This window comes from Halosimplex halobium, assembly GCF_051414055.1.
GTDB lineage: Archaea > Halobacteriota > Halobacteria > Halobacteriales > Haloarculaceae > Halosimplex > Halosimplex halobium.
Window position 1 is genome coordinate 70,903 of record NZ_JBLKNX010000023.1, and the last position, 11,908, is coordinate 82,810.

At 71.6% G+C, this 11,908-nt stretch carries 11 protein-coding genes and 1 tRNA gene; 4 read left to right on the plus strand and 8 right to left on the minus strand.

Going from position 1 to position 11,908, the window contains the following annotated elements; all coding sequences use genetic code 11:
- Window positions 1–124: 124 nt before the first annotated feature.
- Entirely contained in the window at window positions 125–346 is a 222-nt protein-coding gene (locus tag ACMGFG_RS21230) for a DUF8149 family protein (RefSeq protein WP_436932297.1), read from the minus strand.
- Between the two features lie 370 nt (window positions 347–716).
- Here ACMGFG_RS21230 and ACMGFG_RS21235 point away from each other — a divergent pair, with 370 nt between their 5' ends.
- Window positions 717–1,073, plus strand: coding sequence for a DUF5789 family protein (locus tag ACMGFG_RS21235; protein WP_436932298.1), 357 nt, complete (start codon window positions 717–719; stop codon window positions 1,071–1,073).
- A 22-nt stretch (window positions 1,074–1,095) separates the two neighbouring features.
- Here ACMGFG_RS21235 and ACMGFG_RS21240 read toward each other — a convergent pair whose 3' ends face one another.
- Together ACMGFG_RS21240 and ACMGFG_RS21245 are read right to left on the minus strand one after the other, a co-directional pair.
- The gene (locus ACMGFG_RS21240; protein ID WP_436932299.1) at window positions 1,096–2,154 is read right to left on the minus strand and encodes a hypothetical protein; all 1,059 of its coding nucleotides are present in this window, start codon (window positions 2,152–2,154) and stop codon (window positions 1,096–1,098) included.
- Window positions 2,155–2,207: 53 nt separating this feature from the next.
- A complete protein-coding gene (locus ACMGFG_RS21245) occupies window positions 2,208–3,155 on the minus strand; it encodes an AAA family ATPase (protein WP_436932300.1) in 948 nt (315 codons plus the stop codon).
- Window positions 3,156–3,413: 258 nt separating this feature from the next.
- On the opposite strand from ACMGFG_RS21245, the gene ACMGFG_RS21250 reads away from it, so the two are divergent.
- Window positions 3,414–3,498, plus strand: a tRNA-Ser gene (locus ACMGFG_RS21250).
- Window positions 3,499–3,567: 69 nt separating this feature from the next.
- Here ACMGFG_RS21250 and ACMGFG_RS21255 read toward each other — a convergent pair.
- From ACMGFG_RS21255 to ACMGFG_RS21270, 4 genes are all read right to left on the minus strand, one after another.
- The gene (locus ACMGFG_RS21255; protein WP_436932301.1) at window positions 3,568–5,088 is read right to left on the minus strand and encodes a sulfatase family protein; all 1,521 of its coding nucleotides are present in this window, start codon (window positions 5,086–5,088) and stop codon (window positions 3,568–3,570) included.
- Window positions 5,089–5,153: 65 nt separating this feature from the next.
- Entirely contained in the window at window positions 5,154–5,678 is a 525-nt protein-coding gene (locus tag ACMGFG_RS21260; RefSeq protein WP_436932302.1) for a hypothetical protein, read from the minus strand.
- A gap of 85 nt (window positions 5,679–5,763) precedes the next feature.
- Window positions 5,764–7,695, minus strand: coding sequence for a DUF2070 family protein (locus ACMGFG_RS21265; protein WP_436932303.1), 1,932 nt, complete (start codon window positions 7,693–7,695; stop codon window positions 5,764–5,766).
- Window positions 7,696–7,932: 237 nt separating this feature from the next.
- A complete protein-coding gene (locus ACMGFG_RS21270; RefSeq protein ID WP_436932304.1) occupies window positions 7,933–8,481 on the minus strand; it encodes a GMP synthase subunit A in 549 nt (182 codons plus the stop codon).
- A gap of 178 nt (window positions 8,482–8,659) precedes the next feature.
- Here ACMGFG_RS21270 and ACMGFG_RS21275 point away from each other — a divergent pair, with 178 nt between their 5' ends.
- Both ACMGFG_RS21275 and ACMGFG_RS21280 read left to right on the plus strand, forming a co-directional pair.
- Window positions 8,660–9,754, plus strand: a complete 1,095-nt coding sequence (locus ACMGFG_RS21275) for a lysylphosphatidylglycerol synthase transmembrane domain-containing protein (RefSeq protein ID WP_436932305.1) — start codon at window positions 8,660–8,662, stop codon at window positions 9,752–9,754.
- Window positions 9,755–10,344: 590 nt separating this feature from the next.
- On the plus strand, window positions 10,345–11,406 hold the full coding sequence (locus tag ACMGFG_RS21280; protein ID WP_436932306.1) for a lysylphosphatidylglycerol synthase transmembrane domain-containing protein: 1,062 nt from the start codon (window positions 10,345–10,347) through the stop codon (window positions 11,404–11,406).
- A gap of 82 nt (window positions 11,407–11,488) precedes the next feature.
- On the opposite strand, the gene ACMGFG_RS21285 is transcribed toward ACMGFG_RS21280, so the two are convergent.
- A complete protein-coding gene (locus ACMGFG_RS21285) occupies window positions 11,489–11,830 on the minus strand; it encodes a hypothetical protein (protein WP_436932307.1) in 342 nt (113 codons plus the stop codon).
- Window positions 11,831–11,908 lie beyond the last annotated feature (78 nt).

An 11,908-nucleotide genomic window follows, 5' to 3' on the forward strand; every position in this document is an offset into this window, starting at 1 on the left:
CCGGAGGCGTCTACACGACCGGAGACGCCCGACGGGCAAGAAACGGCGACTCGGTCAACCCCGATTAAGCCGGATTACCGCCGAATTAGCGCCTGAAACTCACACCTGTGGAGTCCGACGGCGATCAGTCGTCCGCGGGGTCGCCGAGCAGGCCCAGGTCCTCGGCGACCAGGTCGCGGACCCGTTCGGCGAGCTCCGGGTCGACCTGCGCCACCGTCTCGCCGTCGTGGACCCCATCGTTGTGTCGCTCGACCGCGTCGGCCACGTCGTCGATCGGGACGGCCGTCTCCGTCCCGCACTCCGGGCACACCACCGGCACCGTCGGGTCGTCTGTCTCGTCTGCCATCGGTCTCGACCCGGTATTGACCGCCCCCCGTCATACATCCCTCGGGTCGGACCGACGACCGACCCCGACCGGCCGCCCGTCCTGTCCCGACGTGGACCTCGGCGGCCGGTGGGAGGATGAGCGACGACAGGAACGAATCGGCTGGGGCGGTTCGTGGCCGTCTGCGGTGCCGTGCGGGAGGTCTGTGGCGCGGTCCCTGGCGGACTGAACGGGCGAGGCGCTGCGCGCCTCGAAGCGAATCGGAACGGACAGAGCCGACCGAGAAACCCACACCACGGACCGGACAGCCAGAAACGGGGCGGAGGCCGAACGAAGGTCCCCGCTCATTTGCAAGGTGAAGGTAGTTGCGCGGGCCGGCCCGAGGGTCGGTATGGCCGAGGACGACACCGACCACGAGCAGGGCGTCGAGTTCGGGTCCATCGAGTCGGTCTTCGAGGAGGTGTCCTACCCGGTGACGGCCGGTGACCTCGTCGACGAGTACGGCGACCGGGAGATCCAGCGCACCAGCGCCGAACCTATTGCCGTCCGGGACCTGTTCGCGGGCTCGGGCGACCAGTCGTTCGAGTCCGACGAGGAACTCCGCCAGGGGATGCTCAACATGATGCCCGCCGAGTCGGTGGGTCGCCAGCGCTACTCCGACCGGGGCGGCTCCGACCGGGACGACATCGACCAGGCGGAGATGCAGTCGGACAACGAACGACGGGTCGAGGACCGCGGCGACGAGTGACCGGCGACACCGCCGGAGAGCGTCACTCGACGGTGGGAGTGGCCGTCCCATCGTCCGGTGCGGGGACGGTCGTCCGGAGTTTCGAGACGCCGGCGGTGGGGACGAGCGCGTCGGCGACCACCGCCCGGCCGTTGGTCGTCGTCGCGACCGCGTTCCCCCGGAACGCGTCGGCGTCGGCCGCCCAGGAAGCGACGGCCGACTCGCGGACCGCGCCCTCCGCGAAGACAACCGCGGCGCGCACCCGCGTCCGTTCCGGACCGAACCGGTAGGCCTTCCCGGTCGCCACCGCGTCCGCGAAGTTCGCCCCGCGTTCGTGGGAGAGTCCGAGCGCGGAGTGGTGACTCCCCAGCGCGTCCACGAGTCGCCCGAAGTCCGGGTCGGCCTCGCCGTAGCGCTGGGCGTTCCCGGTGCCTGCGTCGATGACCGTCGCGACGCGCGACCGTCTGGAACCATCGAGCGCCGTGCTCGACTCGGGCGCCAGGACGATCCTGTCGTCGCCGAGTGCGACCACGCCGGCGTCGTCCGACGAGAGCAGGTCGAACCCGCGATGGGAGCCGTCGGCCGTCAGCCCGTCCTCGCGGTACGCGGCCGCGACGGCCTCGCGGTCGAACGGCGTCTCGAACGTGTACCACCCGCCCGGGACCGTCGTCGCCGACCGGATCCCCGCGCTGTCGTCGATGCCGTGCAGCATCGAGTCGAAGCGGAGCGCCCCGGAGAGCCTGTCGTCGAGGTGCTCGCGGTTGTCGAACAGCGGCGCCGGCGCCGTCGAGAGGAAGACGTACCCGCCCGGCTTCGGGACCCCGGCCCCCCTGGGCGTCGGCAACCACGCCGCGAACTCGCCAGTGGTCGTCGGGAAGTACGACACCGAGGCGGTCGCCGTGGGTGCGTCCGTCCGGGTCGCCGTGGGTTCGGCACCGGGTTCGGGCGTCGGCGTCCCCTCGGACCCACCGTCCCCACCGGTGGTCGCGTCCGACCCGTCGGTCGGCGTCGGTTCGTTGCCGCCGCTCAGACAGCCACCCAGCGACGCGACCGACAGCGCGGCGCCGGCGCGTCGCAGGAACCGCCGTCGTGACTCTGTCATCCCGTGACAGGTGAGAGAGTTGTCAAAAGAGAGTTTCGATCCGCGTCGACCGGTCAGACCGTCGGGACGGGCACCTCGTCGAGCACCGAGTCGACGACCGAGGACTTCTGGACCTCGTCGACGCGGGCGTCGGGCGTGAGGACGACCCGGTGGGCGAGCACCGGCTGGGCGACCCGCTTGACGTCGTCGGGGGTGACGTACTCGCGGCCGACCATGGCGGCGCGGGCGCGGGTCGCCTCCAGCAGGCGCTGGGTCCCGCGGGGGGAGACGCCGACCTCGACGCGGCGGTCCTCGCGGGTCGCGCGGGCGATAGCCGAGACGTAGGTCACGAGGTCGTCGTCGACCCGGACCGACTCGGGGGCGTCGCGCAGGTCGGTGACCAGATCCTGGTCGAGCACCGGCGAGACCGACGGGCTCTGCTCGCTGCGGCCCAGCCGGCGGTGGAGCAGTTCCTCCTCGCCGGCCTCGTCGGGGTAGCCGATCGAGCTCTTGACGAGGAACCGGTCGACCTGCGCCTCGGGGAGTTCGAACGTGCCCTCCATCTCGACGGGGTTCTGCGTGGCGAGGACGAAGAAGGGGGAGGGTAACTCGTAGGTGTCGCCGTCGACGGTGACCTGTTCCTCCTCCATGGCTTCGAGCAGGGCGGATTGGGTTTTGGGGGGTGCGCGGTTGATCTCGTCTGCGAGGACGACGTTGGCAAAGAGCGGCCCCTCGTTGAACTCGAACTCGCGCTCGCGCTCGTTGAACACGTGGGTACCGGTGATGTCCGCCGGCAGGAGGTCGGGCGTGAACTGCACGCGGGAGAACTCGAGGCCCAGGGCGGTGGCCATGCTGCGAGCGGTGAGCGTCTTCCCGGTCCCCGGCACGTCCTCCATGAGGACGTGGCCGCGGCCGACGAATCCCAAGAGGACGGTCTCGAGGAACTCCCGGTCGGCGATGACCGCCGAACCGATCTCGTCGAGGACCCGGTCGCACTCCGCGCTCGCTTCGCTTACGTCCATGGAGTCCCGTGAGCGCGCCGACAAGTTAGGCGTTGGGTCTGCCGGTTCGGTCGCCCGCTGTCCGTCGACGGTCCGCCTGTCGCCGACGGTCCGCCCGTCGCCGACGGCCGCCCACCAGTTGACCGCTGCCCATCGGTCGGTCGCCGCCGACCGATCGTCCGCCGTCCCGGTCGCGGACGGCGTACCGTCCGTCGATCCCCCGACGCCGACGGGACGGATCGTAACCGATAAAGTCGCCCTGCGTGTAGCGGGGAGTGAGCCGAGGTAGCCTAGCCTGGCCAAGGCGCCTGCTTCGAGAGCAGGTCTCCGCAAGGACTCAGGAGTTCAAATCTCCTCCTCGGCGTTCTCACCGACTCACGGACGCGAGAGCGTCGTATCGCCCGATCCGGGACAGTCCGGGGACGGGGCGTCGCTACCGCAGGTACTCGGCGGGCGTCTCCTCGACGACGCCGCCGCGGCGCTCGATCTCCGCGGCGTGTTCCTCGCGGCCGGTCTCGCGCAGGCGCTCGGTGTAGGTGTCCGTCGCGTCGCGCAGGTAGGTCGGGCCGCCCTCGCGGATCTCCTCGAACAGCGGGTCGACGAGCGCCCGCGGCGCGTCGGGGTTCCCGCCGTTCCGGCCGGTGGCGGCGTCGGTAGCGCGCTCGGTGAGCCACTGCTCCAGCAGGGCCAGCCCGCGCCGGGCGACCTCGGGGCGCTCGCGCGCGAGGTTCTCGGTCTCGTGGGGGTCGGCGTCGAGGTCGTAGAGTTCGACCGGCGCGAACTCCTTCCAGCCGTCGTGGTACGTGCGCAACAGGAGCCATTCGTCGAAGCGGACGCCGCGCTGGCAGGCCCACGCCCCCTGCCCGGTGACGAGGAAGTCCCGGCCCGCCCGCTCGCCGTCCGCGAGCGCGGGCAGGAACGACTCGCCGTCCCACCCCTCGGGCACGCTCCCGCCCGCGAGGTCGACGAGCGTCGCCGCGAAGTCGACGTGGTAGTGGAGGTCGTCGTCGACGCCCGGTTTTACTCCGGGACCGCGGACGATCAGCGGGACGCGGCAGGTCCTGTCGTCGGCGGTCTGGTGGTCGCCGTAGACGTTCAACTCGCCGAGGTTCTCGCCGTGGTCCGCGGAGATCACGACCAGCGTCTCCTCGTAGACGCCCGCGTCCTTCAGTCGCTCGACCAGCCGGCCGATGTAGTCGTCCATGTACCGGACCCCCACGTCGTAGCCGTCGACCCACCGACGGAAGTCCTCGCGGTCGGCGATCTCGTCGGGCGTCCGCTCGAGGTCGTCGGGTCCCCGGCCGTAGAGGTAGCCGTGGTGGAGGTCGCGGGCGCTGTGGGGGCCGTAGCTCTCGTACTGTTCGGCGATGCGTTCGTCGGTGAGCCACTCGGGCGCCGGGTCGTCCGCGAAGGGGTTGCCGTACTCCTGTGGCGTGTCGTAGGGCGTGTGGGGGTCCCAGAAGTTGACGTGGAGGTACCAGTCCTCCTCGGTCGCGTGCTCGTCGAGCCACGACTCGGCGTGGGGGGCGACGACCTCGGCGCGCTCGGCGCCGTTGCCGCCGGTGTCGCGGTACTCCTCGAAGCCGTCGAGGACGTGCCAGGCGCCGTGGCGCTGGGGGAACGGGCTGACCATGGCCGTGGTGTGTCCCCGGTCCAGGAGTTCGCGCGGGAGCGTGCGATAGCGGCCGCCGGTCGAGGTGCCGCGCGACGCCCCTCGGTGGCGGACGTCGGCGTTCGTTCCCGAGTGGTTGACGACGCCGGTGTGGCGCCCGAAGCGGCCGGTGAAAAACGCCGTCCGCGAGGGGAGACACGGCGCGTCGGAGACGTAGTAGTTCGTGAACCGGCGCCCGTCGGTCGCGATCTCGTCGATCGCCGGCGACGTGTCGGGGTGGTAGCCGTAACAGCCGAGATGGTCCGGTCTGAGCGAGTCGCAGTCGACGTACAGGATCCGCATACGGGTGGGGCGCGAGCGGGCCGCAAAAGCGTTCGGACGCCGGAAGCCCGAACCGCCACCCGCGTTCAGTGCTCCCCGGTCCCGGGGTTCTGGTAGACTGCGGTGACGATGCCGGCGGTCTGGCCGAGACCGACGGCCGCGATCCCGACGGCGGCGTCCACGTCGGAGCCGGCCAGCCCGTAGGTGGCGGTGCCGGCCAGCGCGAGGATGGCGCCGGCGAGGTAGACCCGGTTGAACGGCGGGTCCATCTCGGCGGCGGTCGCGACGTAGGCCAGCGCGGGGATCACCATCCAGCCGTACAGCGTCACCGGGAGGACGGGGTCGGCGCCGGGCGTGACCGCCAGGTCGAGGGCGCCGACGAGCGTGATGACGAACCCGAGGACGATCACCCCCTGCCAGACGGCCAGCACGGGTCCGGTCATCTCGTCGCGGGCGACGACGGCGAAGGCCCCGAGCAGGACGGTCATCACCGAGAGTCCGACCAGCAGGACGTGGCGGGAGACGGCCGGCGAGACGTGGGCGCCGAGGGTCAGTGCCCACGCCGCCGGGACGAGGACAGCCGGCGCGACATCTGTCAGCGAGCGGCTCACGGCGAGCGCTACGGGGGACTCCGTGTTCGGCGTTTCGGTCTCGCGGGGGCGGCGGGCGCGAACCGGCCGGCTCGGCCCACGACCGTCACAGCCGCGCGACGAGGAAGATCAGCGCCGACACCGAGAGCGCGGCGGTGATGATGGCGCCGGCCAGCGGCGCGCCCATCGAGACGGCGGCGTTGGCCGTCGAGGCGAGCATCTCCGTGCGGTCGTTGCCGAAGACGGTCACCTCGGCGTTCTCGGTCTCCATGCCCGCCTCGACGGGTTCGAGGTCCGCTTTCGCCTCGGCGACCAGTTCCTCGATGGCCGTGACGATCTCGGCCTCGGGGAGGGCGTCGCCGACCTGATTCTCGGCCTCCATCGTGTTGACGACGTGGGTGTCGGTGGTGAGTACCTCCACCCGGTCGACGGCGTCGACGGCGTCGACGATCCGTTCGCGGAGGCCCGGGACCATGTTGTTGCCGTCGACGAAGACGTAGGCGGTCTGCTGGTCGTCAACACCGTCAGACTGCTCCGCAGTCTGACGAGCCCCCGGCTCCGACTCGGAGCCGGGGACCTCGAAGACGGCGACGCGGATGCCCAGCGGGCCGATACCCTCCTCGGGCTCCCAGTCGGTCTCGTCCCAGGCGACGCCACAGCGGAAGGGCTTGCGGGTCGCGGCGGCCAGCCGGGCGCCGACGTCGCCGGCGCCGTCGATCATGTCGAACGAGCGCTGGCTGCCCGGGACGACGTGGCCCAGGTCCTCGCCTTCCAGCCCGTTGTTGCAGTTGTGGGCGTCGGCGAGCATCACCTCTTCCAGATCCTCGCTACGGGCCTCGGCGACCGCCGAGAGGCCGACGGCGTACTCCACGTCGTCGGCGAACCCGGGGGAGAACGTCGACGCGAGGAAGGCGCCGTCGCCGAACGCCTGGCCGGTGAGGGTCGCCTCGCCGGACTCGACGCGGACGGACTCGGTGGCGGTCGGGCCGTACTCGATACGCTGGTAGGCGGTCTCGGCGGTGTCGATGACGGTGTCGACCTCCCGCTCGGTGACGAGGTTGAAGTCGTGGCCGGCGGTGGCGTGGGGCGGGAACGCCAGCCCGTCGGCCTGCTCGGCGATCCGACGGGGGAGGTTGCCACCACCGATGTCGCCCATCGGGCCGGGGTGGAGCATCGGGAGGACGAACCGCGCCTTCTCGCCGCCCTCCGGCCGGCGCACCGAGAGGACGGTCACCGGGACGATGGCGTCCTCGCCGATGTCCTCGAAGAACGTCTCCAGTTCGCGCGACCCCTCGGCGACGTGGCCGATGAACCCGCGGACGAAATCGAGGACGGAGACGCCGAGGCTGCGCTTCCAGGGCTGGTCGATGACGGTGAGGAAGAGCCAGACGCAGCCGGCGTAGACGAAACAGATGAGTGCGAGCAGGCCGAACTTCCCGGGGTCGATGTACTGCATCTCGGCGATCCGCTGGGGCGCCTCGTCGGACCGGAAGAGAAAGGCGCGGGCGACCGGGCCGCCGCCGAACTCCATGTAGCGCATCGTCCCGCTGTAGATGAACAGGAGCAGGGCGGCGGAGACGGTCTGGATGCTGGCGGCCGCCGACGCGACGACCAGCCGCTGGCGCGAGACGGCCATGATGACGAAGAGGCGCAGGGCGAAGATCGACGCCAGCGCGACCAGCAGGGCGTCGACGACGAACTCCTGGCCCAGCGGCGTCGCCACCGCGACGACCGCGGCGACGGTCAGCACGCCGATGGTGATGAGCTCGCAGGCAAGCGCCAGCAGCGACGCCTGGTTGCGCGAGAGCTGGCCGCCGAGCTTGCGGTCGACGTACGGCGTGAACACGCTCGCCGCGACGGTCGGGATGCCGATGTAGAACAGCCCCTCCCAGGCGTCCTCGAAGACGAACCGGGAGTCGAAGGCCGCCACGCCGGCCACCGCCGCGATGAGCAGGGCGAACCCGACGCTGGAGTACCAGCTGGGCGCGCGGAAGACGAACCGCGAGAGGCTCGCGAGGTTGCCCTGGGTGGTCGTCATGTCTACCCTTGTCCACCAATGACCACACGATCACTTCAAACGTGGGAGTTCCGTCAGACGCCCGTCAGCGGTCCGTTCGAGCGTCGAACCTCCGAGATCGCCGGTCGAGATTGCGAAGTCGCGTGGGTGAATACCACGCCGCAGGAGGGCGGTCGTCCGCGGTCGCCGGCGGCGGTCGTCAGCGGTCGCCCGACGGGGGTCGTCAGCGGTCGTCTGACCACCGTTGTCCGCGGTCGACTACTCACAGATGTCGAGGAAGTTCTCGAAGACCTCCTCGCCGCGCTCGGTGTGGGCGACCTCGGGGTGCCACTGGACGCCGTAGAGGTCGCGGTCGGTGTCGCTCATCGCCTCGACGCCGCAGACGTCGCTCTCGGCGGTGCGCGCGAACCCCTCGGGGACGCGGACGACCTCGTCGGCGTGGCTCGCCCACACGCGCGTGCTCGGGGCGAGCGACCCGATCAGGGGGTCCGCTTCGTCAAGCACGTCGACGGTCACGTCGGCGTAGCCGCCGTAGTCGCCCTCGCCGACCTCGCCGCCGAGTTCGCGGGCGATGACCTGGTGGCCCAGGCAGATGCCGAGGACGGGGATATCGAGGTCGAGGTAGTCGGGGCAGTTGCCGATGCGGTCGATCGAGGGGCCGCCCGAGAGGACGAGGCCGTCGGCGTCGATCTCCTCCGGTGGCGTCTCGTTGTCCACGAGTTCCACGTCCACGCCCATGTCCCGGAGCGCGCGCTGCTCCAGGTGGGTGAACTGGCCGTGGTTGTCGATCACGTCGATGCGAGTCATTACGCCCCCGTAGCCCACCGGACGGTAAAAGGGGTCCGGAACGCGCAGGACTGGCCAGCCGGCGGACCGGGCTCGCGGACCGGGCTCGCGGACCGCTCGCGGCCGCGTCAGTCCCGAGCTCGAGGGTCGCGCGGCCGTGCCACCGCGCTTATGCCCGGTCCCCGCGAGAGGCCGGTAGATGCGCCGCATCCTCCGGGTCGTCCTCGGGTTCGCGCTGGCTCTCCTCGCGGTCGGCGGGTTCCTCTGGGTCGTCGGGCCGCGACGCGTCCTCGCCGAACTGGCGGGGGCCGACCCGGCGACCTACGCGGCGGGCTTTCTCGCCGTCGTCGCCGCCTTCTACTGCTGGAGCGAGGCGCTGCGCCGGCTGCTCGCCAGCGTCGGCCACGAGGTGGCGGGCCCCCGCTACCGCGCGGCGTTCATGAGCGGCGAGTTCGCGAAGCAGGTGGTCCCGATGGGCCACTCCGGCGGCCCCGTGTTCGTCTCCTACGCGGTCAGCCGCGAGACCGACGCCCCCTACGAGGCGGCGCTGGCCGCGGCGACGGTCGTCGAGTTCGTCAACATCGCGGCGTCGATGGGGCTCGCGGCCGCCGGCCTCACGGTCGTCCTGCTGACGAGCGACGGGCCGGTCACGCCGCTGTTCGCGGCGCTGCTCGTCGGGTTCGCGGTCACCGTCGTCGCGCTCGGCGGCGCCGCCGTGCTGGTCCACTCCCGCCGGGCGCTCGTCGAGCGGCTGGTCCTCCGGGCCGCCGGCGTCGGCCGGGCGACCCTGGGACGAGTCTCCGCCCGCGCGCGCGACGCGCTGGCGGCCGACCGCGTCGCCGGGACCTTCGGCACCTACTACGCGGCGTTCGACCGGGCGCTGGCCGACCGCGCGCAGGTCCGCCGGGCGGCCGTCTTCTCGGTGGCCGGCTGGGCGCTCTTTCTCGCCCCGATGTACACGAGCTTCCGGGCCATCGGTGAACCCGTGCCCTACGCGCTGGTCGTCTTCGTCGTCCCCGTGTTGAGCCTGGTGAACGTCGTGCCGCTCCCGGGCGGGCTGGGCGGGTTCGAGGTGGCGCTGGCCGCCGTGGTCGTCGCGCTCGTCGGGCTGGAACTGCCGGCGGCGACGGCCGGCGTCTTCCTCTACCGGCTGTCGAACTACTGGTTCGTCGTCCTGCTGGGCGGGGTCGCCGCGGCCTTGGTTTCGGTCCGGCTGGCCGACCCGCCCAGCCCGCTCGAGCCGACCCCGGAACCCGACGGATCGTCCGCGGAGTCGGCGACGGACGGGAAGTGAGGGCGCTGTTCGGTTCGATGTGCAAACCCACTTTTTGCGGCGGAGAGTTCCTCGCGGCCCGTAGGGCCGCTGCGGGAATCCTCCGCCGCAAAAACTTGGGGAAAAAGGCCGGACGACGCGCTCGCTCCGCTCGCTTGCGTCCGGTGAACCGCTCGCTTCGCTCGCGGATGCTGGCGTGATACGTACAGCAGGAGACGCTACCGCAGGGGACAGCAGGCGATGAAAGCCCTCGGCCCGCTCGCGGTCGCTGAGCGACATACCCTCGCGGCCGAAGCCGCTTCGGGTAAGGGTCGCTCAGGCGACTACACGAGCGCGAGCGCGCCTCGCCCGTTCAGTCCGCCAGGACAGCACAGCACGGCACCGCGACCGCCCCGCACAGCACCGCAGACAGCCACGAGCCTCCCCAGCCGATTGCGCTCCTCGCAAGCTGCGGTGCTCATCCCTCGCGCGGCTACTGTCGCGAGACAAGACTCGCGACAGCGCGCGCCGACCGCACCGCGCCCGCTCACCGCAACAGCTACTGCGTGTATCGGTCGTTGCCGAGTCGGACGCCGGACGGTTTTTATCGGCTGGCCGCGTCGGTTAGCGTCATGTCACGTCGCGTCCGGCTGGTCGCGGGGTTCGCGGTCGCGCTCCTGGCCGTCGGCGGGTTCCTCTGGGCGGTCGGCCCGGAGGCCGTGTTCGCCGAACTGGTGTCGGCGGATCTCGCGGTGCTCTCGGTGGGCTTTCTCGGGGTCGTCGCCGCGCTGGCGGCCTGGAGCGAAGCGGTGCGGCGCCTGCTGGCGAGCACCGGCCACACAGTCCGGGGGCGGCGCTACCGCTCGGCGTACCTGAGCGGCGAGTTCCTCAAGCAGGTGCTGCCGATGGGCCAGAGCGGCGGCCCGGTCCTCATGTCCTACACGGTCAGCCGCGAGACCTCGGCACCCTACGAGTCGACGCTGGCCGCGGCGTCGGTGTTCGCATTCCTCAACGTCGTCGCGTCGCTCGTCCTCGCGGTCGCCGGCCTGGCGCTTCTGGTCGTGACCCGGCGCGGTCCGAGCGGGACGCTGCTGCGCAACGTCCTCGTCGCGATGGTCGGCGTGACCGCCGTCGTTCTCGCGCTCACGTACCTCGCCGTGTACCGGCGGGCGACCCTCGAACGGCTCGCGCTCCGCGTCGCCGCCGGCCTCCGCCGGACCGTCGGCCGGGTCTCCGCCCGGGCGGACGCGGCGCTGGCGCCCGAGCCCGTCGGGGAGGCGGTCGCACGGTTCGGCGGCGCGGTCGGCGACCTGGCGGGCGACCGGCGCCGGGTCGGGACGGCCGTCGCGCTCGCGGTCGCCGGCTGGCTCTGTTTCCTCCTCCCGCTGTACACGAGCTTCCTGGCCATCGGCGAACCCGTGCCCTACGCGCTGGTCGTGTTCGTCGTCCCCGTCGTCACGCTGCTGAACGTCGTGCCGCTCCCCGGCGGGCTGGGCGGGTTCGAGGTGGCGCTGGCGGGCGTGACCGCTGCACTGGCTCCCGTCGACCTGCCGACGGCGACCGCCGCGGTCTTCCTCTTCCGGCTGTCGAACTACTGGTTTATCGTCCTGCTCGGCGGGCTCGCCGCCGCGTCGCTGTCGGTCCGGGTGACGGACCCACCGCCGGTCGTCCCGCTGGACGACGAACGCGCCTGACCGCGGCGGCGAGGACGACCGGCGCTGACGGAGACAGCCGGCACTGACGGGGACCACCGGCGACAGTGGAGACCACCGGCGGTCAGGCGACCATGAGGTAGACGAGCGCGGAAGCGATGAGGAGCTTCTTCGTGACGATGACGCCGAGGACGACCGACCGGGCGGTGAGGTCGTCGACCCAGTCGGTGAGCCGTCGGTAGGCGCTGTCGGCGAGCGACGGGCTCCGCTGGGCGGCCCCGCCGGCGGTCCCCGGACCCCCGCCGGGGAGCGCCGCCGCCGGCTCCCAGCCGTCCTCCAGGTAGACGACGGGGATGGTCTCGCCCTCGAGGTGGAACAGCTGGTCGTACTCGTAGCCCGCGTCCGCCGCGACGGCCTTCAGCTCCTTGACCACCTCCCGCGCCTGAAGACGCGGGAATCCCGCCACGGGATTTCAGACCGAGTGCAACGGTCCTGTGGTTTCAAGACGCATACGTTCCACGCGTCAACTGCTGGGTTTCAGCAT

Excerpts from the sequence above, each read along its gene's own strand:
- ACMGFG_RS21230 (WP_436932297.1), bottom strand. The coding sequence starts at position 346 with ATGGCAGACGAGACAGACGACCCGACGGTGCCGGTGGTGTGCCCGGAG.
- ACMGFG_RS21235 (WP_436932298.1), top strand. The coding sequence starts at position 717 with ATGGCCGAGGACGACACCGACCACGAGCAGGGCGTCGAGTTCGGGTCC.
- ACMGFG_RS21240 (WP_436932299.1), bottom strand. The coding sequence starts at position 2,154 with ATGACAGAGTCACGACGGCGGTTCCTGCGACGCGCCGGCGCCGCGCTG.
- ACMGFG_RS21245 (WP_436932300.1), bottom strand. The coding sequence starts at position 3,155 with ATGGACGTAAGCGAAGCGAGCGCGGAGTGCGACCGGGTCCTCGACGAG.
- ACMGFG_RS21255 (WP_436932301.1), bottom strand. The coding sequence starts at position 5,088 with ATGCGGATCCTGTACGTCGACTGCGACTCGCTCAGACCGGACCATCTC.
- ACMGFG_RS21265 (WP_436932303.1), bottom strand. The coding sequence starts at position 7,695 with ATGACGACCACCCAGGGCAACCTCGCGAGCCTCTCGCGGTTCGTCTTC.
- ACMGFG_RS21270 (WP_436932304.1), bottom strand. The coding sequence starts at position 8,481 with ATGACTCGCATCGACGTGATCGACAACCACGGCCAGTTCACCCACCTG.
- ACMGFG_RS21275 (WP_436932305.1), top strand. The coding sequence starts at position 8,660 with ATGCGCCGCATCCTCCGGGTCGTCCTCGGGTTCGCGCTGGCTCTCCTC.
- ACMGFG_RS21280 (WP_436932306.1), top strand. The coding sequence starts at position 10,345 with ATGTCACGTCGCGTCCGGCTGGTCGCGGGGTTCGCGGTCGCGCTCCTG.